The 26,573-nt window shown below is 69.7% G+C and carries 14 protein-coding genes; 6 read left to right on the forward strand and 8 right to left on the reverse strand.

The features are described from left to right. Nucleotides 1-26: 26 nt before the first annotated feature. Entirely contained in the window at nucleotides 27-1,718 is a 1,692-nt protein-coding gene (locus tag OWM54_RS42655) for an ABC1 kinase family protein (protein ID WP_141324077.1), read from the forward strand. Here OWM54_RS42655 and OWM54_RS42660 read toward each other — a convergent pair. From OWM54_RS42660 to OWM54_RS42675, 4 genes are all read right to left on the reverse strand, one after another. Further along, nucleotides 1,599-6,791, reverse strand: a complete 5,193-nt coding sequence (locus tag OWM54_RS42660) for an AAA domain-containing protein (RefSeq protein ID WP_267701049.1) — start codon at nucleotides 6,789-6,791, stop codon at nucleotides 1,599-1,601. The genes OWM54_RS42655 and OWM54_RS42660 overlap by 120 nt on opposite strands. 415 nt (nucleotides 6,792-7,206) lie before the next feature. Next, nucleotides 7,207-7,749 (reverse strand): GNAT family N-acetyltransferase, encoded by a 543-nt coding sequence (locus tag OWM54_RS42665; RefSeq protein WP_267701050.1) that lies wholly within the window; start codon nucleotides 7,747-7,749, stop codon nucleotides 7,207-7,209. Between the two features lie 18 nt (nucleotides 7,750-7,767). Next, nucleotides 7,768-9,147 (reverse strand): metal-dependent hydrolase family protein, encoded by a 1,380-nt coding sequence (locus tag OWM54_RS42670; protein ID WP_267701051.1) that lies wholly within the window; start codon nucleotides 9,145-9,147, stop codon nucleotides 7,768-7,770. Between the two features lie 351 nt (nucleotides 9,148-9,498). Beyond that, nucleotides 9,499-10,905, reverse strand: coding sequence for a PQQ-dependent sugar dehydrogenase (locus tag OWM54_RS42675; RefSeq protein WP_267701052.1), 1,407 nt, complete (start codon nucleotides 10,903-10,905; stop codon nucleotides 9,499-9,501). Between the two features lie 337 nt (nucleotides 10,906-11,242). Between OWM54_RS42675 and OWM54_RS42680 the strand changes: the two genes are divergently transcribed. The 4 genes from OWM54_RS42680 to OWM54_RS42695 all read left to right on the forward strand — a co-directional run bounded on the left by OWM54_RS42680 (nucleotide 11,243) and on the right by OWM54_RS42695 (nucleotide 17,437). Then, a complete protein-coding gene (locus OWM54_RS42680) occupies nucleotides 11,243-11,791 on the forward strand; it encodes a glutathione peroxidase (RefSeq protein ID WP_223748668.1) in 549 nt (182 codons plus the stop codon). A 165-nt stretch (nucleotides 11,792-11,956) separates the two neighbouring features. Then, a complete protein-coding gene (locus OWM54_RS42685) occupies nucleotides 11,957-13,609 on the forward strand; it encodes an LVIVD repeat-containing protein (RefSeq protein WP_267701053.1) in 1,653 nt (550 codons plus the stop codon). Between the two features lie 151 nt (nucleotides 13,610-13,760). Next, on the forward strand, nucleotides 13,761-15,509 hold the full coding sequence (locus OWM54_RS42690; protein WP_267701054.1) for an LVIVD repeat-containing protein: 1,749 nt from the start codon (nucleotides 13,761-13,763) through the stop codon (nucleotides 15,507-15,509). Between the two features lie 188 nt (nucleotides 15,510-15,697). Continuing rightward, a complete protein-coding gene (locus OWM54_RS42695) occupies nucleotides 15,698-17,437 on the forward strand; it encodes an LVIVD repeat-containing protein (RefSeq protein ID WP_267701055.1) in 1,740 nt (579 codons plus the stop codon). 59 nt (nucleotides 17,438-17,496) lie between these two features. Here the strand turns inward: OWM54_RS42695 and OWM54_RS42700 are convergent, their stop codons facing one another. The 4 genes from OWM54_RS42700 to OWM54_RS42715 form a co-directional block, all read right to left on the reverse strand. After that, nucleotides 17,497-18,021 carry a DUF2267 domain-containing protein gene (locus OWM54_RS42700; protein ID WP_267701056.1) on the reverse strand — a complete coding sequence of 175 codons (525 nt, stop codon included), beginning with the start codon at nucleotides 18,019-18,021 and terminating at the stop codon, nucleotides 17,497-17,499. Nucleotides 18,022-18,621: 600 nt separating this feature from the next. After that, complete coding sequence (locus tag OWM54_RS42705) at nucleotides 18,622-21,750, reverse strand: efflux RND transporter permease subunit (RefSeq protein ID WP_267701057.1); 3,129 nt, start codon at nucleotides 21,748-21,750, stop codon at nucleotides 18,622-18,624. Beyond that, nucleotides 21,747-22,946 (reverse strand): efflux RND transporter periplasmic adaptor subunit, encoded by a 1,200-nt coding sequence (locus OWM54_RS42710; RefSeq protein WP_267701058.1) that lies wholly within the window; start codon nucleotides 22,944-22,946, stop codon nucleotides 21,747-21,749. Before OWM54_RS42710 ends, OWM54_RS42705 begins: the two co-directional genes overlap by 4 nt. 5 nt (nucleotides 22,947-22,951) lie before the next feature. Next, a complete protein-coding gene (locus OWM54_RS42715; protein WP_223748675.1) occupies nucleotides 22,952-24,385 on the reverse strand; it encodes a TolC family protein in 1,434 nt (477 codons plus the stop codon). Nucleotides 24,386-24,580: 195 nt separating this feature from the next. Here OWM54_RS42715 and OWM54_RS42720 point away from each other — a divergent pair, with 195 nt between their 5' ends. Further along, nucleotides 24,581-26,551 carry a putative metal-binding motif-containing protein gene (locus OWM54_RS42720; RefSeq protein WP_267701059.1) on the forward strand — a complete coding sequence of 657 codons (1,971 nt, stop codon included), beginning with the start codon at nucleotides 24,581-24,583 and terminating at the stop codon, nucleotides 26,549-26,551. The last annotated feature ends 22 nt before the right edge of the window (nucleotides 26,552-26,573 follow it).

The raw sequence follows: 26,573 nt of genomic DNA on the forward strand, positions 1-26,573 counted from the left end.
CGTCGTCGCGAGGAGAAAGCGTTTCCGTGAACCTCCAGGACCTGAACCGTGTGCGGCAGATTACGGTCATCGCGGCCCGGCATGGCTTCGGCGAGGTGCTGGAGCGCGCGGGGCTGTGGCGCATCCTCGGGCGGCAGGAGAAGGTCGAGGTCTCGCCGGAGGCCCAGCGAGCCTCCACGGCCCGGCGCTTCCGGATGCTGCTCAACGACCTGGGCCCCACCTTCGTGAAGCTGGGCCAGGTGCTCTCCACGCGGGCGGACCTGTTGCCCGCGGAGTTCGTGGACGAGCTGGCGCTGCTGCAGGACAACGTGGAGCCGATTCCACTCGAGCAGGTGCACGCGCAGATTCGCGAGTCGCTGGGCAAGGATGCGCGCGAGCTGTTCAAGCACATCGACGAGGCGCCGCTGGCGGCGGCGTCGATCGCCCAGGTGCACCGGGCGGTGACGCTGGAGGGCGACGAGGTGGTGGTGAAGGTGCAGCGGCCGGGCATCGCCGCGAGCATCGACTCGGACCTGGTGGTGCTGCGCAACCTGGCGCGCCTCTTGGAGGCCGTGGTGGAGGAGACGGGCATCTACACGCCCACGGGCATCGTCGACGAGTTCGACCGGGCCATCCACGAGGAGCTCGACTTCATCAACGAGGCCGCCAACGTCCGCGCGTTCCTGGAGAACCACCGGGAGCGCGCGTACATGAAGATTCCGCGCGTCTACGCGGCGCTGTCGAGCCGGACGGTGCTGACGCTGGAGTTCATCCGGGGGGTGAAGATCAGCCAGGCGGAGCTGTCGGACGAGGACCGGAAGACCATCGCCAACCACATCCTGGAGGCGAGCTTCCGGCAGCTCTTCGACGACGGGCTCTTCCACGGCGACCCGCATCCGGGGAACGTGTTGCTGCTGGAGGGCAACAGGCTGGCGCTGCTGGACTTCGGCGTGGTGGGACGGCTGACGCGGCCGATGCAGGAGACGCTGGTGATGCTGTGCCTGGCGGTGGCGCTGAAGGACAGCGACTCGGTGGCGCGCATCCTCTACCGGGTGGGCGTGCCGGACGCGCGGGCGAACCTGGTGGGCTTCCGCAACGACATCGAGAGCATCCTGGGGCAGCACCTGCCCACGACGCTGGGTCAGGTGGACACGCGCTCGCTGCTGAGGGACTTGCTGGATCTGGCGGTGAAGTACCGCATCCGGATCCCGAAGGAGTACGCGCTGCTCAGCCGCGCGTCGGTGTCCACGGAGGGCATGCTGCGCAGCCTGTACCCGGAGATGAACATCGTCGAGGTGGTGCTGCCGTACGCGAAGGAGCTGCTCGCGGGGCGGTATGACCCGATGCAGCTGCAGGGCGGGCTGATGCGCACGCTGCTGCGCATCCAGTCGATGGCGGCGGACCTGCCCACGCAGCTGTCGCAGATCTTGTTGGACATGGAGTCGGGCAAGTTCACGGTGACGGTGCGGGCGGACCAGTTCGAGAAGCTGAACGAGAACCTGCGCAGCGCGTCGGTCATCATGTTCATGGGGTTGTGCGCCTGCGGCCTCATCGTGGGGGCGTTCATCTCCTTCGCGCCCAAGCCGTGGATGTACGGGAACATCCCGGTGCTCGGGGCCCTAGGCATCGCCCTGGCCGCGGCGCTCTTTGGCGCGGCCATCACCTGGTATCTGTTCGGTGGTCGTGGGCTCGGCAAGGTCCGGCTGAGCAAGTACTTGAAGGGGCCGAAGCGGAAGTAGCACTGGCGCGGGCTCATCCATCTTGCGGCCCCGAAGTTGATCGCGGAACTGCCGCCATGGCCAGCGCTTGGAGCACCCCGCCCCGGTGCATTCCAGTCGTGGTGCGCCTCCCACTCCTCGGGCGACGTGGAGGAACGCACCACACGAGCATCGCGCCCGCAGCTCCAGCGCGAGCACCAGGACTTCGAACCTCACGCTCTCCGTCTTCAAGCACTTCTGGGCCGCGCACTTGAGGAAGGGCCCCCGCTCTCCGATCCAGAGCCGTCGCTCTCCCCGACACGACTGGCACAGGAAGTCTTGAGGCGTCAGCAGGCGCCGTAAAGCGGCGGGGAGCGGATCCTTCTCGGCGAGGGGCTTGTCCTGTTCTCGCGGTACCGCCCTCAAGCTCCCCACCCTGGGCCGCCGGGGAGTGACGACTTGCGCCGCGGGGAGTGGTACCTCGAGCGGCAGGAGCGTCGGAATCTGGTCGGGCACCTCTTCTTCTGGAGTGGCCTCGCTCCTCTTCTTGATCGGCGCACCACCGCGAGGCGGGCGTCCGACACGGGAGGCGCGCGCCTCTTTCGGAGCCCGGAAGCGCTCGGGTGAGGCCTCCCACTCCCGTGCAATGGCCTCGGCGCGGCGCACGAGCTCCGCGCGCAGGGCGTCCTCGACCGGAGCGGCCTCCTCCGGTGGAGCTCCCTCTGGAGGAATCTCCAGTTCCTTCAGCCTCGCGAAGACCGGTCGCATCGCGGCCTCGGGGTCCCGGAAGAACGCGCTGCCTCGAATCCTCACGAACCGCCACCCGAGCCGCTCGAGCAGCGCCTGACGTGCCATGTCATCCGGGAGCTTCTCGAGGGGATGGTAGCGATCTCCATCACACTCCACCGCCAGCCGGCGCCCTCCCCCCTCGACCACCAGGTCGATGCGGTAGTGTCCCACGCGCCACTGCGGCGTCACCCGATAGCCCGCGCGGACCAGGAGCGCGAGCACCTCCTTCTCGAAGGGAGACTCCGTCTTGGGCTCGGCGCGGAGGAGCGCCCGCTCGACGCCCTGCGGCTGCGCGCAATGCTCCAACAGCCTGCGCCTCAAATCCCCGGGCTGCAGGTCGATGGAGGGATTGAGCGAGTGCACGACCCAGAGCTGGTCCCGGGCCCGGCTCACCGCGACGTTGAAGCGCTGCTTGAAGTCCTGCGTCTCCCGTCGACTCAGGGGGCCGTCCCCATCGGGGCTGTCCACCATGGACAGGAACATCACGTCCCGCTCGTCCCCCTGGAACTGGGCGGCGCTCCCGCACAATACGCGCCGTCGTTCGTACTCGGCCGGAGACAGGTGCGCCTGAAGCAACGAATCCACCTTCAACGCCTGTTCCTCTCCGACGAGCGAGATGACGCCGAAGGTGCGCCCCGCATAGGCGGGGTGCTCCACGGCGGCGGCGATGAGGGAGGCCACCGCGATGGCCTCCCGCTCGTTGACCTTCGCCTGGGCATGCCCCTCGACCCGATGGATGTTCAGGGGAGCAAGTCCCTTGGCGCTCGCCGCCTCCCGAAGCGGCTTGATGCGCCCCTCGTAGGACAGCTGATTGCTGAACTCGATGATGTCCGGGACGCAGCGGAAGTGCTCCAGCAGGCACACCATGCCGCTGAAGGATTGCCGGGCGAGGTCGTAGACCGACATCTTCCCGTCATAGAGCACGGCGTTGGGGATTCCGGCGAGGTGCTCGGCGATGAGCTGCTCGACCATGCCCACGTTCTGCCCCACCGCAGAGGGGCTCACCTGCTCGTGGTCTCCCACGACCACCGCGCGGTCCGCCAGGTACAGGGAGATGAGCCCCATCGCATCGCACTGGCTCGCCTCGTCGATGATGACGACATCGAACCGGGTCGCCGCCGTGAAGTTCTCCACCACCTGCGTGAGCGGCATGATCCACACCGGCACGGCTCGCTGACACTCGCTCATCAACTGCGCCGCCTGCGCACGCAAGCGAGGCGCCCGGACTCCCGTCCCCTTCCCGATGCGCCGCTGGATGTCCAACCAGCCCACCAGCGCCTGCTGTTGCCCCAACGTCGTCCGATGGGCCTGGGAGGCCCAGGCACGACGCTCGATGAGCTTCGCGGTGCACTTGCGCAGCTCCTCCGACAGCACCTCGATGCGCGACTGGAGGCTGGCCAGTTGCACGCCGCCGCGGCGCTCGAGCTCGTCGTGAAGCTGCCGCCAGCACCACGCGGCCTGGGGGGCTCCCGGGGGCCGCTCCCGCGCGTGGACGCCCCGACGCTCGCGAATGGCGGAGGCCCAACCCGGGGCGGCCGCCTTCAGCCTCGTGAGCAGTTCCTGTCGTCGCGTGAGTGCCCGCCGCTTCTCCAGGATCTCCGTGAGCCCCACGAACGCGCGGGCGTAGAGTTCGCCATCCCGCGCTTCCAGCGCCTTCGCGAGGCTCCGGACGATGACGGAACCCGCGGAGATTCCTCCCCACGCCTCGAGCCGGGCCCGAGCCTGTCGCAGCTTCTCGCGGACCCGTTCCCGTTCGATTTCACGTGCCCGCGCACGCAGGGCAGGCGCGATGCCTCGTACCAATGCGTCGCGCCGCCGCTGGAACATCCCATGGGGCGCTGGATTGATGGGCTCCGCGTCCAACCGCTCCTTCCAGCGCATCCCGCTCGTGCTCAGCGCCTTGTCCAACGGACGCCAGACGGACTCCGCCCAGTCCAGGCACCGGCCGAGTTCATCGCGAAACTCGAGCAGCCGCTCCTCCAGCGCTTCTCCCAGCTCGGACGAAAGCGGCGCGCCCAACGCGGCCATCTGACCATCCCAGCGCCGCGCCAGCACCTGCCGCTGCTTGCGGAGCGAGAGGCACGCGGAGAGCGCCGCGAAGTGGGCCAGCTCCCGAGGCGCTCCCGCCTCGACCCGGCAGCCCCGAATCACTCGCTTCCACGAGGAGCGCGTGAGCAGCGTGAACGCCCCCAGCGTCCCTCCCGCCTCGAGGTGCCGCTGGAGCTCCGCGAGCACGGAGAGCTGCTCGTCCATGGACAGATCCTGTGCTGGAACAGGGGCATGCTGGAACAAGGACTCCCGGGTCGCCAGCTCCATGGCACGCACGTCGGAGATGGCGTCGATGAGGGACCGCCAGGGAGCCGCCTCCCGGTCCCCCGCCAGACCCGCTGACACCGCCGCGAGCTTCCAGGGCAGACCGTCCTCGAATGGGTCGAAGGCGCGAAGGCAGCGTCTGGCCAGCTCCGTCAGGTCCACGGTGTCCTCCGCCCGGGCAGGCCCCTGCCAGAGATTGGGAAGAGCGCCCTCCGCCTCCACCCGGAGCGACTTCCGCTTCTCCAGCAATCCCCCAAGCTCCCCAGGGGACATGACCTCGTCGAGCCTCGGGAGTGGACACGCCAGCTCTGTCTCGTGTTGAGGCGTCAGAACGGCGTTGCCGCGATACAGCTCCCGGACCTCGTCCTCCGATAGGGGAAGCGCGGCACCGAGCATCACCGGCCCCGGCAGCCAGAGGTGCTGCGTCGGCTCGGCCGCGACCCGTCGGGCCGCCTCCGAGGGAGACCAGCTCTGCCCCGCCACCACCACGTCTCGATACTCGTCGGAGAGTGCCTGGAGCAGCTCCTGTCGGGCCTGCTGAAGCTCATCCTTCAGCCGCTCGCGATGCTCCGCGATGGAGGACGCCTCCCTGTCCAGCCGCGTGCCATTGCTCACGGACAATCGCTCCGCCATCGCGGAGACAGCGCCTTCGAGCTGGGCTCGGCTGTCGAGGTCGTTGTCGAGGACGCTCACACACAGCGGCTGGAGCTCCGGCACCACCTGGCCTCGAAGCACCCGCAGCGCCTTGGTGGTATGGCTGGTCACCAGGACGCTCTTGCCCTCGGCGAGCAGATGACCAATCAGGTTCGCGATGGTGTGGGTCTTCCCTGTCCCCGGAGGCCCCTGGACGAGGACACAGCCGTTCCGAGCAAGCCGGCTGGCAATCTCCTCCTGCTCCGCGTTGGCTTGTTTGCTCAGCAGGACATCCACGACCTCGCCAGCGTGGCCTCGGGTTCCCTTGGAGCCCGCCTCCTCGCGCGGGCTCGGCACGTCACAGCCCACCACCCGGGCCAGCGCGGACGGCAGGTCCGGGCGCTTCTCGAGGGATTCCAGGATGCCCTCGAGGGCTCTGGCGAAACCGAGGCTGCGGCTGCGGAGCAACAGCACGGGCTCTCGCCCCATGCGCGGCGGGTCGGCGTCTTCGCTCGGCCGGCCATGCTCGAGTAGCTCCCCGCGCGCGGACAGTTGGATGAGCAGACGTCGCAAGAAGCTCGAGGTCTGCTCACCGCCCAGGGGCTTCACCCCGCCGGCCTGGAGCTCCTCGCGACACCTCGCCAGAATCCTCCCGTCGAGTTCCTCCAGGTGGCTGAACAGCTCCGAGTAGAGGTCGACGCCACGCCCGCTGTCGGAGACCGTGAACTCGGGGACCCGGGAGTTGAACCGCAACTGGACGCGCTGGAGCAGCACGGGATGGAACAATCCACCCGTCGTCTGGCGCCAGCTCAGGATGCCATCGGCGACCAGCAACTCGAGCCGCTCTCCCTCTCGTTCGAGTCGGCCATGAAGCTCATAGAGCTGCTCGAAGATCCTCAGCGCCGCGCGCGCCTGCCGCTCCTCACTCGCCCAGGCCGCGTGACGGGGCATCCAGCTCGCAAGGGCCTCGACGCGCTCGGGACGCTCGTCGAACGACACCCTGCGCGTGGCGCCCTGGTCATCCACTTCGTCGCGAGACGCCGCCGTCCCGGGCTCCACAAGTGGGTCATCCCAGGGCGTGGTCAGCCACTCGGCGAGAGGAGGAGGCGGAGCTGGGGGAGGCACCAGCCGCGGGCGGCGCACCCGGAGGATGAGGTCCGCGTCGGAGCCCTCCGTCCCTTCAGCCCCCTCACTCGCGGCGCTCGCATCGCGCACGAACAGGATGGAGGGATGCGCGGGCAGCGTCGCGAGGCTCAGGCTCCACGGTTGATCCCGAAGCTGGCGCGGAGCGGGGTTTCGATGACGGTTCAGCGCCTGGAGATACCGAAAGACTCTCGTGGTCCGCTCATGCGCGACACGAAGAGATTCTGGATCCAGCATGTGCCCCCCTCGGTGAACCCATGGCCAACGCCGCATGGGCAGGCATGGACACCTCATTCATCCTGTCCCGCCGCGACCGACATGACAACGCCGGGCCCCCCGCGACACGATACCGAGTCTCTCGCGCCACCATGGGTGGACATCGACTGCCATTCACGGTCAGGCGCCAATACACAGGCGCCAGTCGGAGCGCTTCCCGCGCTTCCTTGATTTGCTGAAAGTAGTCGGTGGCGGGAGGGGCCGGAATACCACTCCAGAGGTATGGATGACCCGCGGCCGTTCGGCAGGGACCGGCAGCAAACGCCGTCGTCGGCCCCTCGCTTGACGCGCCGCGAGATCCTCAGCCACCTGCACGAGGGCGACCGCCTGCATCGCTCGCTGAGGCGAGTCGTGCGAGAGGTCCTGCGGACGCGGCTCAAAGCGAGAGGGCGAGCACCAGGTCGCGCTGCGGGTCTGTCCCGAGCACGAAGCGCATCTCCCCCACTTCGATGAAACCCCAGCGCGCGTAGAAGGCCCGCGCGCGCGTATTGCGTTCCCACACACCGAGCCACAACACGTCGTGCCCCCGCCTCCTCGCATCATCCAGGCAGCGGCGCATGAGCGCGGCGCCCACCTTCGCACCGAGGAAGGCGCGGTCGACATAGAGGCGCGACAGGTTCACCGGGCGCTCGGCCCGCACACTCGGCTCACGGGCGCCGTCGCAAAGGAGCGCGAAGCCCGCGGGGACTCCGTCGACCTCCGCGAGCAGGTACAGGTTGCGAGGCTCCCGCAGCTCCTCCTCCTGGAGCGCACGGCTGTAGTGCGAGGCCAGGAACGCCTCCACGTTCTCCGGCGTGTTCTCGGCGGCGAAGGTGTCCCTGAAGGTCCTCTCCCCGAGCTCCGTCAGCGTCGCGGCATCCGCCAGCGTCGCGGGACGGATGCTCACTCGCGGCGAGCGTGGTGCATCGGACGTCGTCATGGTCGCCCTCTATACAGCTCATGGGCCGAGCAAATCCTTGTAGATCTTCCCGTCCTTCATGATGACCAGGAAGTTCTTCTCGGGGTTGGCGATCAACTCGAAGTTCGCCACCGGGTCGCCGTCCACCAGCAACAGGTCCGCGAGCGCCCCCTCCTCCACGACACCGAGTCGACCCTTGTAGGGGCTGCGCTTGCCCGACAGCGCCAGCAGCTCCGCGTTGGTGCCCGTGGCCATCCGCAGGGCCTCCGCCGGCGTGTACCACCGCGTCATCTTCACCAGCTGCGCGCCCTGCCTCGCCGCCACCTTCGGGTCGAACAACGAGTCCGTCCCCCACGCCGTCTTCAGCTTGTACTTCTTCGCCAACGCATAGGCCTTGTCCGTGCCTTGCGTCATCTCCAGCTGCTTCTCCCGATTGTCCGAGCCCTCCGGAAAGGGCGTCGCGTCCTCGTCGTCGAGGAACGGCTGCAGGCTCAGCCAGACCCCCTTCTCCGCCATGAGCTTCGCGGTGGCGTCATCCATCAACTGCCCGTGGTCGATGACCTTCACCCCCGCCCGGATGGCCGTCTGGATGGCGCGCGGCGTGTACGCATGCACGGCCACGTACGTCCCCCAGTTCTCCGCGGCCTCCACGGCGGACCGGAGCTCGGCTTCCGTGTATTGCGACACATCCAGCGGATCGTGGTCCGAGGACACACCGCCCCCCGCCGCCAGCTTGATCTGCGAGGCCCCCAGCATCAGCTGCTCACGGACCCGGAGCAGGACCTCGTCCTGCCCGTCCGCGATGGCCGCCCCACCCACGCGCTCCGCGAACGTCAGCGAGGACATCGCCGTCCGCGGGAGCGCCTCCGCCCGGCGGTAGTCCCCATGGCCGCTGGTCTGCGAGATCATCGCGCCCGAGGGCCAGATGCGCGGGCCCTCGATGAGCCCGTCATCGATGCCCCGCTTGATGCTGAAGACCGGCCCGGCCATGTCGCGCACGCTGGTGAAGCCTCGCAGCAGCGTCGCCTTCGCCTCACGCGCGGCCACCAACGTGAGGTACCCCTCCGGCCCCGCCAGCGCCACGGTCAGCGGCACCGAGGCCATCATCATGTGGTAGTGCGCGTCGATGAGTCCAGGCATGAGCGTGCGCCCCTTGCCCTCGATGACTCGCACCTCGCCCGTGCGCGCGATGGGGCTGCTCGAGATGCGCGCGATCTTGTTGCCCTGAACCAGGACGTTGACGGGCCCGGACAGCCCCTTCGACTTGCCGTCGAACACGCGCACGCCCTGGAAGAGGACCGCGCGGGGAGGAGGCTCGCTCACGGGAGGCTGCGCCGACGCGAGGCTGGACAGGAGCAACAGCACCGCGCTCGACCCGGCGCGGATGCAGCGGACGACATGACCCAACCTCGAACGCATGGCGAGTCCTCGATGTGACGGGTGGAGGTGCATCGTGGAACGCCGAGCACGCGGAGGACTTCTCCTCGCCCGTCGACGCCTCACGGGAATCGCGCGGCACACTGACTTCGGGGGCCACCCCCGACAAGCGAGTGCTCCGCGCGGCGACGCCTCCTGAACGCACTCCTGTGCGCCGATGAACGACTCGGCGCGCCTCTGCGGGCTCGTGAGCATCGAGGGCGCCACCTGCGTCACGTCCGTGACGCACGGCCCCGCGAGACGCTCGACACGTCCACTCGCCATCAAAACGACCGCGCTCCCCGAGGCTTGCTTCGCCTGGGGAGCGCGGGGACTGCCGTGGATGATGAAGACTCAGCGCGGCGTGAGCTTGAGCACCTTGCCGTTGGTCGCATCGGTGAGCAGGTAGAGCGCGCCCTCGGGGCCCTGCACCACCTCGCGGATGCGCTCGTTGCGGTTCTTGAGCAGGTGCTCCTCGCCGATGACGCGGTCATTGCGAACCATCAGCCGCACCAGCGCCTGGGCCGCCAGCCCTCCCACGAAGATGTTGTCGCGCCACTCCGGGAACAGCGTCCCCGAGTAGATGGTCATCCCCGAGGGGGCAATCACCGGGTCCCAGTAGTACACCGGCTGCTCCATGCCTTCACCCACGGGGCTGTCGTGGATGGGCGCGCCCGAGTACTCCTCGCCGTACCCGATGGTGGGCCAGCCGTAGTCCTTGCCCGCCTCGGGCCGGTTCAGCTCGTCGCCCCCCTGCGGTCCCATCTCAACGATCCACAGGCGGTTCTGCCCATCGAGCGCCGCCGACAGGATGTTGCGGTGACCCACCGACCAGATCTCCGGCTTCGCCTCCGGCGTGTTCACGTAGGGGTTGTCCTGCGGCACGGAGCCATCCGGGTTGATGCGGACCACCTTGCCGAAGTGGCTCTTCACGTCCCGCGCCTGCTTGCGGCCGTCGAGGATGGAGCGCTCGCCGAGCGTGACGAACAGCTTGCCGTCGGGCGTGAACACCAGCCGTCCACCCGAGTGCAGCGTCGACTCGAGCGTGGGCATCATGCGGAAGATGACCTGGACGTTCTCCACCGCGGGCTGCGCGCCGTCCACCAGCTTCGCGCGCGCCACCGCCAGCCCGTTGCCGCCCTGCCGCGGCTCGGAATAGGTCCAGTAGATGAGCCGGCTCTCCGCGTAGTCGGGACCGACCTCCACGTCGAGCAGGCCTCCCTGGTTCCGGCCATCCACCGCGGGCAGGCCCGTGACGGCGGCCGACTTCTCGCCCTGCTGGGTGACGATGAAGAGCCGCCCCGTGGGCTTCTCCGTCACCAGCATGCGCTGGTCGGGCAGGAAGGCGAGGCCCCAGGGATTCCGGATGCCGGAGGCCACCTCGGTGACCTGGAACTGCGTCTGCGACTGGACCGCCGGAGCGCGCGTCTGGCCGGGGAAGGCCGGAGGGAACTCGGGCACGTTGGGCGGCCCCTGCGGAACGGGAGGCCCGCTGGGCAGGGGCCCCGCGTCGGGCTCCTGCGTGCCCCCGTCTTCCGGCGGATTGCCCGCGTCGGGCTCCTGCGTGCCCCCGTCTTCCGGCGGATTGCCCGCGTCAGGCTCCTGCGTGCCCGCGTCTTCCGGCGGATTGCCCGCGTCAGGCTGTGGCGTGCCCGAGTCCTGCTGTGGTGTGCCCGAGTCAGGTGTCGGCGTGGGATCTGGATCGTCACTGCAACCAACGAGGAGGGCGGCGACGATGAGGGGCATCGACAGGAAACGCATGCGTCTCTCTCCTGAGGGGGGATGGTGCGGAGGGGGAAGTTGCCGCCGTGCGCATGGAGGCGCAACCCTCGTTGCCGCCAGGACGCGATTCAATTCGCGGCCCATGCCCGCCCGGTCATCCCACGGTGGAAAGTCACCGTGTCACGGCTCCACTTCGACGGCACGAGCCTCGCCAGGGGTGAGCAGGAAGGCCGCGTCCACTGGTGGACCGGGCGTCTGAAAGCCACGTCCGGCTCCCGGGATGTTGCTTGCCGAGACCGGCGATTTCGTCCTGTATACCTCGCGGGTCGACCCACCCGGGAACCCCTCCCCACTTTCCTCCGGAAGCGAGCCGAACATGAGCAACCTCTTCGACATCCCCTTGAAGTCCATCGATGGCGCTCCCAGCACGCTGGGACAGTTCAAGGGCAAGGTCCTCTTGGTGGTGAACGTGGCCTCCAAGTGCGGCCTGACGCCGCAGTACGCGGGCCTGGAGAAGCTGTACGAGGAGAAGCGCGCGAAGGGGCTCGAGGTGCTGGGCTTCCCCGCGAACAACTTCATGGGCCAGGAGCCGGGCTCCGAGGAGGAGATCAAGCAGTTCTGCGACCTCAACTACGCGGTGAAGTTCCCGCTGTTCTCCAAGATCTCCGTCGTCGGCGAGGACAAGCACCCGCTCTACCAGGAGCTGACCCGCGCGTTCCCGGACGCCACCGGTGAGGGCCCGATGCGCGCGCGTCTCAAGGGCTACGGCATCGAGGCGAACCCCATCCCGGAGGTCCAGTGGAACTTCGAGAAGTTCGTCATCGGCCGTGATGGTCGTGTCGCCGCGCGCTTCGCTCCGGACGTCACCGCGGAGGACCCGCGCCTGGTGCAGGCCATCGACGCGGAGCTGGCCAAGGGCGCCTGACGCGGAGGACCGACGACGGGGAGGTTTGCAAGGGCAAGCCCCCGCGTCCTCGCGTTCTGCATCATCCGGCAAGCATCGGCGGAGCGCCGGGGAACATGGGGCCCCCGTGGCGTATCCAGGATGACCGCCCGCACCTGCGCGGGCGGATTCATCACCGAGGCTCCCATGACGACTCCCTCGCGCGGAGCACGGCGCTCTCTGTGCGCCCTGCTCCCCCTCCTCCTGATCGCCTGCGGTGACTCCCCCGCGGGCACTCCCGATGCGGGGCCGCCATGGGACGGCACCTACACGGAGCTGGAGGACCTGGGGTACTGGGTGGACACCGGCCGATATGACGCGTGCCAGTTCATCGACGCCGACAACCTGGACCCGCAGCTCTGCCAGCGCCCCACGAGCTTCGACCTGTCGAGCTGCTCCTCCGCGCAGCTCTCCACCGTGGAGAACCAGGGCATCTACCAGGTCGTGCTCCGCGCGGAGCGGCGCGTGCGCCCGGACAGACCCACCAGCACGTTCGTCTCCGGTGGGTCGATCAGCTTCCGCCTCAGCGCCGACGGCTCCAAGGATGCGCTGAGCTCCGGGCCCCTGCTCACGCGGGACACCGGGAACGGGTCCTTCTTCTTCTCAGGCCGTCGCACGCTCGCGCTCACCACCGGCAACCTCGTCACCACCGCCGCGTTCGCCGGCTGCCACGTCCCCTCACCCGGCGTCATCACCGGCTGCTACGTGTCCTGCGTCGAAAACCCCGTGACGGGTTACTCGAAGACGCTCGGCACCTTCGAGGCCACCCGGATGACGTGGGCCCCCGGTGAGGGCGAGTCCTCCGGCGGCCTCGCTCGCGTGGGCGAAGCCGCCACCACGATGATCCGCCCCGCGGACCTCTACATCGCCAAGGAGCACGCCTACGTCGTCTCGCTGGACCGCCCGCCCCTCTTGGGCGGCCTCTCCGTCTTCGACGTGAGGGACCGCACGGCCCCCAAGCTCGTCAAGCCGCTCAGCTTCCCGGGTGACACCTCGTGGAACGGCGTCTGGGCGAAGGACGACACGCTCTATGTCGCCAGCAACTCCTCGGGGCTCGTCATCCTCGACATCAGCGACCCGGCCAACCCCACGTTCGTGCGCCGCGCCGAGGGCCCAACCACCGTCCACACCGTGCTCGTCGACGGCGACCGGCTCTACGCCAACGCCCCCGGCACCGGAACCTACGTCTACGACGTCACGAACGCCGTGGACCCCACGCTGCTGCAGATCGTCCGGCCGACCGTGGAGGGCGGCTACGGCGATGGTCCCCACGATGTCTTCGTGTACGAGGACCGGCTCTATGTCAGCAACGGAAGCGATGGATTCCAGATCATGGACGTCGCCGACTTGAACGACGTCCGCCAGTTGGGCAGCTACTTCCTGCCTCGGCTCGCCACCTATGCGCACCACAGCGCGGTGGGCACCTTCGCGGGGAAGACCATCGCCTTCGAGGGCGGAGAGTTCCCGGGCTCCCACGTGCGCGTGCTCGACGTGACGAACCCGGCGGCCCACATCCCACTCATCGGCGCGTTCCGCATGCGCGCCGCCACGTCCATGCACAACCTGCTGCTCCGCGGGAACCTGCTCTACGTCGCCTGGTACCACGAGGGCCTGCGCGTGCTCGACGTCTCCAACCCCACGCAGCCCAGGCAGGTCGCGCACTACAACACCTTCCGGGAGGACGACCCGGGGCGCGAGCACTCCGTCTTCGAGGGCAACTACGGCGTGCGCATCCCCGGGGACGGCTACGTGTACCTGGTCGACGCGTCCCGCGGACTCATCATCCTCAACGAGCTGTAGGCGCCGCGCGCGACAGGTCCTCCAGGACCCGAGTCACGGTGGCCGCTGTCCGCTGTCCGAAAACAGCGGCAACCCACGATGGAACCAGGAGCCCGCACTCGCCTATCCGGGAAGGCCGCCCGCACTGTCGCGGGGGCTCCCGAGGCGCTCCATGAAGCCATCGCCGCATCCGTTGGGACCCTGGCGCTGCATCCCCCTCCTGCTCCTGCTGCTGTCCGCCTGTGACGACTCCCCTTCGGGAGACGATGCGGGCTCCCTCCCGGACTCGGGCTCCGACGCGGGCACCGCGGACAGCGGCCCGCCTCCCGAGGACGCGGGGACGCCCGACGCGGGGGTGCCCGATGCAGGCCGTCCTCCCTGGGACGGGACGTACACCGCGCTCGAGGACCGGGGTGATTGGATCGACACCGGTCGCCATGACACGTGCCAGTTCGTCACGCCCGAGGACCTGGACCCGCAGCGGTGTGAGCGCATCGCGGCCTTCGACCTGTCGAGCTGCTCCACCGATCAGCTCTCCGGCGTGGAGAACCAGGGCATCTTCCAGCTCAACCTCCGCGAGGAAGCGTCCTACTCTTCCACCCGGCCTCCATCGGACTCCGTCTACAACTCCTTCGCCGGCCTGCGGCTCAGCGCGGATGGCACCCAGGACGCGTACGGCCCCGCGCCGCTCATCGCCCGCGTCACGGAAGGCGGCACGTTCTTCCTCGCGGCGAGGAGGACCGCCCGAAGCCCCTGGGGAGACAGCGTCACCACCACCGCGTTCGCCGGCTGCCACGTCTTCTCTCCTGGCGTCATCACCGGCTGCTACGTGTCCTGCAACAGCCATCCGATGTACGGCTTCACCAAGTCGGTCGGCACCTTCAGGACCGAGCGGATGGCCTGGGCTCCCGGCGAGAACGAGGCCTCCGGCGGGCTGGCGCTCGTGGCAGAGGCCTCCACGACCGTCGGCATGCCCGTGGACGTCTACGTCGCCAAGGAGCACGCCTACGTCGTGTCGGTGAGCACTGGGCCCCTGCTCGGTGGCCTCTCCGTGTTCGACGTGAAGGACCGGACGAGCCCCACGCTCGTCAAGACGGTCACCATCGCCGGAGATGGCGCGTGGAACGGCGTCTGGGCGAAGGGTGGCGCGCTCTACGTCGCCAGCGACAGCTCGGGGCTCATCGTCTTCGACATCACGGACCCGGCCAATCCCGTCTTCGTCCGCCACGGCGAGGGCCCTGACACCGTGCACACCGTGCTCGTCGAGGGGGATCGGCTCTTCGCCAACTCACCCGGCACGGGCACCTTCGTCTACGACATCACCTCGCCTCTCGCTCCGACGCTGCTCCAGCTCATCACGTGGGCACCCGAGGGCTACACCGGCGGTCCGCATGACGTCTTCGTGCACGGCGACCGGCTCTACATCAGCAACGACACGACCGGCTTCCACGTCATGGACATCTCCGACCTGGACGACGTCCGGCACCTCGGTGACTACCTGCAGCCGGGATTCTTCGGCATCTTCTCCCACCACAACGCGGTGGGCACCTTCGCGGGGCGCACCCTCGCCTTCGTGGGCGGCGAGTTCTCGGCCAGCCACGTGCGCGTGCTCGACGTGACGGACCCGACGAACATCCCGCTCATCGGCACGTTCCGCATGCGCCCCCTCACGTCCATGCACAACCTGCTGCTCCGCGGGAACCTGCTCTATGTCGCGTGGTACCAGGAGGGCCTGCGCGTGCTGGACGTCTCCCACCCCACGCAGCCCCGGCAGATCGCCCACTTCAACACCTACCGGGAGACCGACCCGCGGCGAGGCAACGGCATCTTCGAGGGCGCCTTCGGTGTGCGCATCCCTGGGGACGGTTTCGTGTACCTCGTCGACTCGTCACGTGGCCTCATCATCGTCAACGAGCTGTAGCGCTGGCCCCGGGCCGTGTCGTTGCAAGGACACGGCCCGGCGGGTCCCGCGGGCGGCGTTCACGGCACGTGGCCGCGATTCCGTCGTCATCCGGCAAGCATCGGGAGCGCGCATTGGCGCAAGGAGCGCGCCTCGCCATTCCTGGAGGCACCATTCACTCCTTCCGGGTGGTCTTCCCGAGGCCTTTCATGACGACATCCCCGTGGCGCTTCCTCTGTGTCCTCCTCCCACTCCTCATCGCCTGCGGAGACTCTGACTCCGGCAAGGACGCGGGCACGCTTCCAGACTCGGGGTCACAGGACAGCGGCCCACCTCCCGAGGACGCGGGCACACCTGATGCCGGTCCTCCTCCCGAGGACGCGGGCACGCCCGACAGCGGACCGCCGCCGTGGGACGGCACGTACACCGTGCTGCAGGACCGGGGCGATTGGATCGACAAGGGCCGCTATGACACGTGCCAGTTCCTCGACGCCGAGAACCTGGACCCGCAGCTCTGCCAGAGCCTGTCGACCTTCGACGTGTCGAGCTGCTCCACCGAACAGCTCTCCGGAATCGAAGGCAAGGGCATCTATCAGCTCACCACCCGCTCGGAGCTGCGCGTCCGCCCGGGCCGCCCCAACTCCACCGCCGTCGGCAACGGGAGCAGCGCCTTCCAGCTCAGCCTGGATGGTTCCGCGGACTCGATGAGCAACGCGCCCCTGCTGGCCCGCGTGACGGAGGGCGGCACGTTCTTCGTCGCGGGCCGCCGCACCCTCCGGACCCCGTCGGGCGACAATGTCACCACCACGGCGTTCGCCGGCTGCCATGTCCCCGCGCCGGGCATCATCACCGGCTGCTACGTGTCGTGCACCGACAGCCCCATCTCCGGCTACACCAAGACGCTCGGCACCTTCGAGGCCCACCGGATGACCTGGGCCCCCGGCGAGGGCGAGTCCTCCGGCGGGCTCGCGCGCGTGGGCGAGGCCTCCACGCCCCTCGGGCTGCCCGTGGACGTCTACGTCACCAAGGAGCACGCCTACGTCGTCTCGCTGGAGCGGGCCCCTCGGCTGGGTGGGCTCTCCGTGTTCGACGTGAGGGACCGGACGAACCCCACGCTCGTCAAGACCGTCAACATCCCCGGGGATGGCGCGTGGAACGGCGTCTGGGCGAAGGGCGACGCGCTCTACATCGCCAGCGACTCGTCGGGGCTCGTCGTCTTCGACATCACGGACCCGGCCAATCCCGTCTTCGTCCGCCGCGCCGAGGGCCCGGCCCACGTCCACACCGTGCTCGTCGACGGCGACCGCCTCTACGCCAACAGCGCGGGCGTGGCCACCTACGTCTACGACGTCACCACGCCGCTCGCGCCCACCCTGCTCCAACTCGTCACGCCGACACCGGGAGGCTTCAGCGGCGGCCCGCATGATGTCTTCGTGTACGAGAACCGGCTCTACGTGAGCAACGCGGACTCGGGCTACTCCATCATGGACATCACGGACCTGGACAACGTCGCGCACCTCGGCAACTACACGCCGCCCGGGAGCTTCGTGTATGCGCACCACAGCGCGGTGGGGACGTTCGCGGGCAAGACCATCGCCTTCGAGGGCGGCGAGGGCCCTGGCACCCACGTGCGCGTGCTCGACGTGACGGACCCGACGAACATCCCGCTCATCGGCACGTTCCGGATGCGGCCGCCCACGTCCATCCACAACATGCTCCTGCGTGGCAACCGGCTCTATGTCGCCTGGTACCAGGAGGGCCTGCGCGTGCTGGATGTCTCCCACCCCACCCAACCCCGTCAGGTCGCCCACTTCAATACGTTCCGCGAGGACGACCCGGGTCGAAGGGCCGGCAGCCTCGAGGGCGCCTTCGGCGTGCGCATCCCCGGCGACGGCTACGTGTACGTCGTGGACGGGACGCGCGGGCTCATCATCCTCAACGAGCCGTAGCAACGGAGGGATGGCACCCGGCCCCGGGGAGGCTCTCCGGGGTCGGGTCCACGGCGGGGCTACACCGGCCGGCGGAAGCTGTCGGCCAGGTCCGCGGGGAGCTGCGAGGCCACCGCGGCCACCTCGTCCTCGGGGATGCGGTCCCTCACGGCGGTGAACACCACCGTCATCACGCGGAACGCCTGGTCCACCTGGATGCCCAGGTGGTCCGCCACGTCGGAGATGAACTCCTCGCGCTTCATGCGCTTCGCGTGCGAGGGGCCGCGCAGGATGGTGCACTCGCCGATGAGCTCGCCGATGTCGTCGCCGAGCGCGCGCATCAGCTTGACGTCCTCACCGTCCGACAGCCTGCGCGCCAGCGTGCACAGCACGGCGTGAGCGGCGGTCCGGCCGTCCAGCTTGTTGACGCGGACCTCCTGGCTGTTGCCGATTTCGTCCAGGAACGCCTGGAGGTCCAGCGACTCGTCGCGCTCCTTCACCGGGATGATGTTGGGAGGAAGCTCCGTCTCCTGCGCCATGGGGTCGTCTCCTTGCTCGCCGTGGACACACGCGCGCTTCACGGGCGTGCCAGTCACGGTGTCCACGGCGCCGGCGGCCTTCAGCGAGGGGCCACGGGCCTCCTCCTCGACCCGCCGGGCATCGCGACGGCGCGACGTCCGGCCTCTCGTCTGCCCGGGAAGGCTCAGTGTGCCGACGGCGACTCGGGCCGAAGGGGCATGCCCCCACAACTGGGGGAACCCTGGAGCCGTTCGCACACACAGAAGCTGTCGTACGACCACTCATGGCAGCAGGGCGTGATCCCAGGCTCGGGGCAGCCCATCTGTCGGACGTCCTCACAGCTGGGCAGCCCGGGGCTGCACTCCAGGACATTGGCCATCGCTCGCTCGTCGGCCACGTCGGTGGCTCCGCCTCCACAACCCAGGCTCAGACTGACAGCGAGCGCCATCAACCACGGCATCAAGCACTTCATGGTGGATCTCCATTCGTGTGGGTGTCCGAGCAAAGGATGACCGGGCTCCACACATCCTCCAGGAGTCGATGACCCAGCACAAATCAGACACCCTGGGTCAGGTGCACCCCTTGCGTCTTCGACGGAGGAGATGCTCGCGCCCCCTCCGCCTGAAAAGCGGAGGGCCGGCACCGGTGAGCTCCGGAGCCGGCCCGCGTCGTCATCTCAGCCGAGCTCAGCCGTGCGCCGCGGGGCGAGGCTCATCGCCGCTCGGACGACCGTGGGCGGCGGGGCTGCCCTCCTCGTCGTCCGGACGCTTGCCGCGCCAGTGGGCCAGCCGCGTCTTCATTCGGTCGGCGACCACGTAGAAGGCGGGCACCACCACCAGGCTCAGCACCGTGGAGACCGACAGCCCCCCCAGCACCGCGATGGACATGGGCGCGCGCGTCTCGCTGCCCGCGCCCAACGCCAGCGCCGCCGGCACCGCCGCCATCATCGTCGCCGTGGACGTCATCAGGATGGGACGCAGGCGCACCGGCCCCGCGCGCTGCATCGCCTCCACCGCGCCCAGCCCCAGCTCCCGCTGCTGGAGCGCGTAGTCCACCAGGATGATGGAGTTCTTCTTCACGATGCCCATCAACAGCAACAGACCGATCATGCTGAAGATGTTCAGCGTGCTGCCCGTGCCCAGCAACGCGAAGGCCGCGCCCGCCACCGACAGCGGGAGGATGGTCAGCACGGTGACCGGATGCAGGAACGAGTTGAACTGCGCCCCCAGCACCATGTACGCGACGCCAATCCCCAGGAAGAGCGCGAAGAACAGGCTGCCCATCGAGTCGCGGAACGCCACGCTCGCGCCGCCCGGCACCACGCGCACGCCGCCCGGCAGGTCCTTCGCCAGCTTCTCCACCGTGGCCAGCGCCTCCTCCTGATTGGAGCCCGGCGCCACGTTGGCGAAGATGCTGATGGCGCGCTCGCGGTCCCGGCGGGTGATGGCCTGCAGCGCCGGGCGCTCCTCCTGCGTCACCAGCGCCGACAGCGGCACCAGCGCGCCGCTGGCCGTGCGCACCTTGAGCAGCGCCAGGTCCTCCGGACGCGAGCGCTGCCCCGCGAGCAGGCGCAGGCGCACGTCGATGCGGCGCCCGCCCGTGCTGTACTTGCCCACGCGCACGCCGCCCACCAGCGCGTTGATGGTCGTCGCCACCGTCTGCATCGGCACACCCAGGTCCGCCGCGCGCGCCCGGTCCGGGGTGATGCGCAGCTCCGGCATGCCGAGCTGGTAGTCGGTGTCCACGTCCACCACCTTGCCGCTGGCCTGGATCTTCTCGCGCATCTCCTGGCTGGCCTTGACCAGCTCGTCCCAGTCCGAGCCGCGCACGCTGAACTCCACCGGGAAGCCACGCTGCGCGGAGAAGCCCTGCTGCGACAGGTCCTGCACCACCGCGCGCAGGCCCGGGTAGCCGTTGAGCTCCTTGCGCAGCACCTGCTGGAACTCTGACTGCGTCATGCGCTGGTCGGGCGGCTTGAGCGTGAGCATCATGAACCCCGAGTTCACCCCGCCACCACCACCGCCCACCAACGCGAAGACGCTCGTCACCTCCGGCCGCGAGGCGGCGAACGCCTCCGCCTTCTGGAAGAGCTGGTTGGTCTCCTCGATGCTGCTGCCCACCGCCGTCTGCATGCGGACCATCAGCCGGCTCTGGTCCTGCGACGGCACGAACTCACCGGGCAGCGCGCGGAAGGCGAACACGCTCGCCGCCAGGATGACCAGCGCCCCGGCCAGCACCCGCCACGGCCGCACCAGCGCCCACCCGAGCGCCCGGCCATAGGCGTGCTCCAGCTTCGTGAAGGCCTTGTCCACCCACACGCCGACCTTGCTGCGCCCCTCACGGGAGGTCTTCAGGAGCTGCGCGCAGCGGGCCGGCGCCAGCGTGATGGCCTCCACGTACGACAGCATCACCGCCACGCACAGCGTGACGCCGAACTGGAGGAAGAACTTGCCGATGACGCCCTTCATGAAGACGACGGGCAGGAAGATGGCGATGACGGCCGCGGTGGCCGCGAGCGCCGCGAAGGTGATCTCCGCGGTGCCCTCGCGCGCCGCGCTCACCCGGTCCTTCCCCTCCTCCGAGTGCCGGAAGATGTTCTCCAGCACCATGATGGCGTCGTCCACCACGATGCCCACCGCCAGCGCCAGGCCCAAGAGCGTGAAGGTGTTGAGCGTGAAGCCCAGGAAGTAGATGACCGCCACCGTCCCCAACAGCGACATGGGGATGGCCAGCACCACGTTCATCGTGCTCGACAGCGAGCCCAGGAAGAGCCAGCAGACGAAGGCCGTGAGGATGCAGGCCAGCATCAGCTCGAACTCGATCTCGTGGACGCTCTCCTCGATGTACTGCGTGGTGTCGAAGCGGATGGCCACGTCCATCCCCTCCGGGGCGTCCTTCTGGATGCGCGCCAGCTCCTCGCGCACGCCCTGCGCCACGGACACCGCGTTCGCGCCGCGCTGCTTGCGGATGCCCAGGCCCTGCGCGGGCGTGCCGTTGACGCGCGCCATGCGCCGCACGTCCTCGAAGCCGTCCTCCACCAGCGCCACGTCGCGCAGGTACACCGGCTGGCCGCCCTGCTCGCGCACGACGATGTCGCGCAGCGTCTCCAGGTCCAGCGCCTCGCCGAGCACGCGCACGTTGACCTCGCGCCCCTCGGCCTCGATGCGCCCCGCGGGCAGCTCCACGTGCTCACGCTGGAGCGCGGAGGTGAGGTCCGTCACCGTCAGCCCGAGCGCGTCCAGCTTCGCGGAGTCCACCCAGATGCGGACGTTGCGGTCCAGCGAGCCACCGACGGAGACCTCGCCCACGCCCGGCACCGTCTGCAGCTTCTCCTTCACGCGGTAGCGGGCGAAGTCGCTCACCACCTGCTGGGAGAAGGGCCCGGACACCCCCACCTGGATGATGGGCTGGTCCTCCGGGTTCGTCTTGGTGACGATGGGCGGGTCGATGTCCTCGGGCAGCTGGCGCTGCGCCTGGCTGATCTTCGTCTGGACCTCCTGCAGCGCCATGTCCACGTTGCGCGACAGGTCCAGCTCCACCGTGATGTTGGCGCCGCCCTGGCGCGCGCTGGAGGTGATGCTGGTGACGCCCTCCACCTGCGTCACCGCCTCCTCGATGGGCTCGATGACGTCCGTCTCGACGGCCTCGGGGTTGGCGCCCTCCCACGTCACGCTGATGTTGATGGTGGGGAAGTCGACGTCCGGGAACTGGCTGATGCCGATGCGCTGCGCCGCCACCAGTCCGAAGACGATGGTGGCCGCCATGATCATCCACGCCAGGACGGGCTTCTTGATGCACGCTTCCGTCAGGTTCATCGCCGCGCTCCCTGGCCGCCGTCCTCCGCGCGCGGCTCCGCCGTGAGGGTGGGCTTCTTCTGCTGCACCACCCTCACCGTCACGCCGTCACGCAGCGCCTCGCCGCCGCGGATGACCAGCGTCTCTCCCGCCTTGAGCCCCTCGCGGACCTCCACCCGTCCGTCCGCCGTGCGCATGCCCAGCTCCAGCACCCGCTCGCGCGCCTTCTCGCCGTCCACCACGAAGGCCAGGAAGCCCCGCTCGCTGGCGCGCACCGCCGTCTGCGGCACCACCGGGCTGCCGCCGCGCGTCTCCACCGGCACCGCCACCGACGCGAACGCGCCGGGCCTGAGCTTCACCGCGTCCTCGGCGGACACCTCGGCCGTCACCGGCACCAGGCGGTTGGCCTCGTCCGCGGCCTGCGCCACGTGGGTGATCTTCGCGGTGAACGAGCCGCTCTCCGAGCGCACCGTGAAGCGCGCCGGGAGCCCCGGCTTGATGCGCGCCACGTCCGCCTCCGGCACCGTGAAGCGCAACAGCAGCGGGTCCCGGCGCAGGAGCGTCGCCAGCACCAGGCCGGGCTGGACGTACTGCCCCGTCTGCACCGTGCGCGTCTGGAGCACGCCGTCCATGGGCGCGCGGACATAGGCGTCGCGCTGGTTGAGCTGCGCCTGGTCCAGCAGGGCCCGCGCGGAGGCCACGTCCGCCTCCGCGGTGCGCGCGCGCGCCGTGAAGGTCTCCAGCTGCTCGGCGGGCAACAGGCCGGGGCTGGCTTCATTGACGGCGGTGCGACGCTCGGCGCCGGCCTGGGCCTCCACCAGCGAGGCGCGGGCCTTGGCGAGCGACGCCTCGGCCGCGCGCACGGCGATGGCGTAGCGGGCGGGCTCGATTTCCGCGAGCACGTCCCCCTTCTTCACCGCCTGCCCCTCCATGAAGAGCACGCGCTCCACGGCGCCCGCCACGCGGGCGGTGATCTGCACCCGCTCGAAGGCCTCCACGGAGCCCACCGCGTTCACCACGTACTCGACGTCGCGGGCCTCCACGGGGGCGACCTCGACGGGGAACTGGATGGGGCCCCGGCCGCCACCAGCGCCGGGGCGACCGCCCGCCTTTCCGCCCACCGCGGGCGCTTCGCCCTTCGACGCCTCCGCGTCCTTCTTGCATGCCCCCATGGCGAGCATCGCCACGGCCAAGGTCAGCGTTCCTGCGCGTCGCATCACCTTCACGGTTCCTTCCCCAAAGGATCGAGTCCGACTGCCGCCCTCAAGCCCAGCAGGGCGACGCCCAGCGAGTACCGGCTCCGGGCCAGGGCCACCTCCGCCTCGAACAGCCGCAGCGAGGCGTCCGCCAGCGTCAACGCCGTGGACAACCCCTGGCGGTAGAGGATGCCCTGCTCCTCCGCGTTCTGCTTCGCCGCGCGCGTCGCCAGCTCGCTCTGCGTGAGCGCCGCCCGCGCGTTCTCCAGCGCCACCCGCGCCCGCTGGATGTCCACGTCCACGCGGCGCGTGCCCTGCTCCAGCTCCAGCCTGGCGGCGCGCGCCAGGGCCACCCGCTCGTGGCGCTCCGCGTACCGCTCGCCGCCGTCGAACAGGTTCCACGTGAGGTCCGCGGCCAGGAAGCCATCTCCCGTGCGGCCCGCGAGGCCCTGCTCGTTGGTGAGCCGGTACGTCGCGGACACGCCGAGCGCGGGCAACAGCCGCGCGAGCGGCTCCCACGCGTTGGCCTCCAGCGACTCCACGCGCAGCTGGCCGGCGAGGATGTCCGGGCGCCGCTCCACCGCGCCGGGGATGATGCCGTCGTGCGTGTCCAGCGGGCGGGCCGCGTCGTCGAGCAGCTGCTGGGGCGCCGCGAGCGCGCCCTCCACCGGGTCCACCAGCAGGAAGCCGAGCTCCAGGCGGCTCGTCTGCGCCAGGTTCCGGGCGCTGATGAGCTCCACCTCCGCGGTGGCCACCTCCACCTCGGCGCGGGTGACGTCGTTGGTGCTGGCGAGCCCTCCCTTGGCGCGGGCCTGCGCGTCCGCGAGCGACTGGCGGGCGAAGGCGATGCGCTGCTCGGCGGCCTGGAAGACCTGCTGCTCCTGCAGCGTGATGAGGAACGCGTTGGCGGCCTCGAACGAGACCTGCCGCCGGGCCTCCACCGACTCCATGCCCGCGGCCTCGCTCTCGCGCTTCGCGGCGCGGTACAGCGGGAAGCCGCGCGCGTCGAAGAGCGTCATCCGCGCGACGATGTTCGCGCCGAAGGCGTTGTAGCGCTGGATGACGACCTGCTGTCCGCCCACCTCGCGCGTCGTCTGGTTGGGGCGGCGCGTGTACGTGCCCGTGGCCGTCAGCTCCGGGAAGAAGAACGCGCGGGCCCGCGACACCCGGGCCTGGGCGGCATTGGCGCGCTGCTGGGCGGCGAGCGCGGACTCGTTGCGCTCGGCCGCCATCGCCACCGCCTGCTCGAACGTCAGCGCCGCGCCCGCGGGGGTGGCGTCCGCGGGTGCGGAATCCGCAGCGGCCGGTGCGGTTTTCGCAGCCCCGGGTGCGGAATCCGCAGCCTCGCGCGAGGGAGTGGGAGCCACGGGAGCGTCGCTCTGGAGCGCCTGGGACTGGGAGGGGGCGAGCACCATCCAGGCACACAGGGGCGCGACGAGGGCGGTTCGGACAGTGGACATGAGCGGGAAGTCGAGGCTCGGGCCGACGGAGTGCGGGGTGTGCGTGCTGGGGCCCGACGAGCGAAACGGCGAACCCGGCGGAGTGGGCTGCTGGACGATGCCAGCACGGCGGTCTAAGGGGGAGTTCCGGATGTCCTGGGGTTTACGACGGGGCGTCACGACAGTGGGCGCCTCGGCGCGCCGGAGAATGCATTGATGATGCGTTTATTCCTGGTGGGTGTAGGGCTGCTGACACTTTCGATGACGGGCTGCAAGAGCAAGACCTCGACCAACGAAGGGGGGCTCCGGGTCTTCATCACGTATGCGACCTTCCGGCCACAGTGCCTGACGCTCGCCGTGGAAGATCGCCGGGAGCCGACGCGCCGGGAGTCGGGCGTGGTGACGGTGAACGCGGAGGCCCGGAGCGACACGCGCGTCGGCGTCATCCTGAAGCAGGCGGGCTGGAGTCCGGACCTCCGGGTGATCGCCGAGGCACACGAGGGCTCGTGCGAGGGTCCCGTCATCGCCCGGCAGTCCGCGGAGGTGCAGTTTCCCGAGGAGAACCTGACGGACCTGAAGCTGGATCTGCGCGCCGAGGACCTGGACGACGACGGCTTCTTCGCCATGAAGGGCGACTACCCGGGCACCGACTGCGACGACGCGCGCCCGGACGTGCACCCCGGCGCCACCGAGGTGTGCGACGGCGTGGACAACAACTGTGTCGCGGGCGAGAGCGATGCGCCCGGAAGTGTCCAGTACTGGGTGGACGTGGATGGGGATGGCTACGGGGATGCGAGCGCCGCGCCCCAGACCGGCTGCGCGGCGCCGGTGGGCTTCGCGACGCGCGCGGGCGACTGCGACGACGAGGACATCCTCGTGCATCCGGGCCAGTCGGAGTTCCGCTGCGACGGCAAGGACGACAACTGCGATGGCACCCCGGACAACGACGCGTTCAACGTGGGCGCGAGCTGCGTCACGGCCCAGCGCTGCGCGGGAACACGGCAGTGTCAGTCCGCGGAGGTGGCGGACTGCGTCAGCGCGCTGGTGCCCGAGGAGTACTTCGCGGATGACGATGGCGACGGCCAGGGTGGCCCCACGCTGGGGTTGAGCTGCACTCCACCCGAGCCGGGCGCGGTGACGGAGTCCGGTGACTGCGACGAGGGCTCGGAGCAGGTGTCCGAGAGCGGCACCGAGGTCTGCGACCGCCTGGACAATGACTGCGCCGGTGGGGTGGACAACGGGCTGCCGAGCTGCGGCGCGGTGTCCTGGAACGAGGGGACGGTGCTCAACGACACGAGCGCGCGGTTCGACGCGGTGGCCAACTATCAAGCGGAACGGGGCTGGCTGGCCGGCAGGAGCGGTCGCGTCGTCCATGTGGCCGGCAACACCTTCACGGCCGCGACGAACTGCGCGGGCGACTGGCGGTCCGCATGGGCCGCGCCGAACGGACGCGTGTTCCTGGGCTCGAGCGACGGACGGTTCGCCACGTCGATGCCCGGCGAGCTCAACACCGCCTGCGAGACCCGCCCCAGTGGCCAGCCGGGCTCCATCAACGGGCTGGTGGGCTTCCCGGACCCGGAGACCAACGTCTTCACCGTCTATGGCGTCTCCAGCGCGGGGCACGTCGTGTCCTGGAGCTACGACCATGGCGCCTCGGGGAACCAGCCGGACCCGACGATCATCACCCGATTCGCGGCGAACCTGCGGGACATCCACGGCCTGAGCGCCGAGGCGTTGGTGGTGGTCGGCGCGGAGACGGTGAACGGCGAACAGCATCCGGTGGCCTGGAGCTCGCCCCAGACGGGGACGACCTGGACCCGCGAGGCGCTGGGCCTCCCCGAGACCACCACGGGCTACCTCAACGCGGTCCAGGTGCTCACCCCCCACATGCTCTACGTGGCGGGTGATCACGGCCTGCTCCTGGAGAAGGCGCGAGGCACGTGGACCCAGAAGCCGGCGCTGACGGTGAACGGGGGCACGGTGCCGAACCTGCGGGACATCCTCGCGTTCGGCCGCACGGGCATCTACGCGGCGTCGTCGGAGGTGAACGACCTCCACTTCTTCGACGGCACCGCGTGGAGCACCGTCGCCACCCCGTCCGCGACGGTGAACGCGCTGGGCGGCTTCGGCCCGGGCGAGGTCTGGGCCGCCGGCCACGACGGCCTGCTCACGCGCTGGAAGCCCTGAGCGGCGGGAGCCGGGTTCCACC

Origin of the sequence: Myxococcus sp. MISCRS1 (assembly GCF_026626605.1) — a bacterium.
Lineage (GTDB): Bacteria > Myxococcota > Myxococcia > Myxococcales > Myxococcaceae > Myxococcus > Myxococcus fulvus.

What these genes read in the sequence shown, in the direction of transcription:
- OWM54_RS42660 (WP_267701049.1), bottom strand. Translation starts at nt 6,791, where the DNA reads ATGCTGGATCCAGAATCTCTTCGTGTCGCGCATGAGCGGACCACGAGA.
- OWM54_RS42665 (WP_267701050.1), bottom strand. Translation starts at nt 7,749, where the DNA reads ATGACGACGTCCGATGCACCACGCTCGCCGCGAGTGAGCATCCGTCCC.
- OWM54_RS42670 (WP_267701051.1), bottom strand. Translation starts at nt 9,147, where the DNA reads ATGCGTTCGAGGTTGGGTCATGTCGTCCGCTGCATCCGCGCCGGGTCG.
- OWM54_RS42675 (WP_267701052.1), bottom strand. Translation starts at nt 10,905, where the DNA reads ATGCGTTTCCTGTCGATGCCCCTCATCGTCGCCGCCCTCCTCGTTGGT.
- OWM54_RS42680 (WP_223748668.1), top strand. Translation starts at nt 11,243, where the DNA reads ATGAGCAACCTCTTCGACATCCCCTTGAAGTCCATCGATGGCGCTCCC.
- OWM54_RS42685 (WP_267701053.1), top strand. Translation starts at nt 11,957, where the DNA reads ATGACGACTCCCTCGCGCGGAGCACGGCGCTCTCTGTGCGCCCTGCTC.
- OWM54_RS42690 (WP_267701054.1), top strand. Translation starts at nt 13,761, where the DNA reads ATGAAGCCATCGCCGCATCCGTTGGGACCCTGGCGCTGCATCCCCCTC.
- OWM54_RS42695 (WP_267701055.1), top strand. Translation starts at nt 15,698, where the DNA reads ATGACGACATCCCCGTGGCGCTTCCTCTGTGTCCTCCTCCCACTCCTC.
- OWM54_RS42705 (WP_267701057.1), bottom strand. Translation starts at nt 21,750, where the DNA reads ATGAACCTGACGGAAGCGTGCATCAAGAAGCCCGTCCTGGCGTGGATG.
- OWM54_RS42710 (WP_267701058.1), bottom strand. Translation starts at nt 22,946, where the DNA reads ATGCGACGCGCAGGAACGCTGACCTTGGCCGTGGCGATGCTCGCCATG.
- OWM54_RS42715 (WP_223748675.1), bottom strand. Translation starts at nt 24,385, where the DNA reads ATGTCCACTGTCCGAACCGCCCTCGTCGCGCCCCTGTGTGCCTGGATG.
- OWM54_RS42720 (WP_267701059.1), top strand. Translation starts at nt 24,581, where the DNA reads ATGATGCGTTTATTCCTGGTGGGTGTAGGGCTGCTGACACTTTCGATG.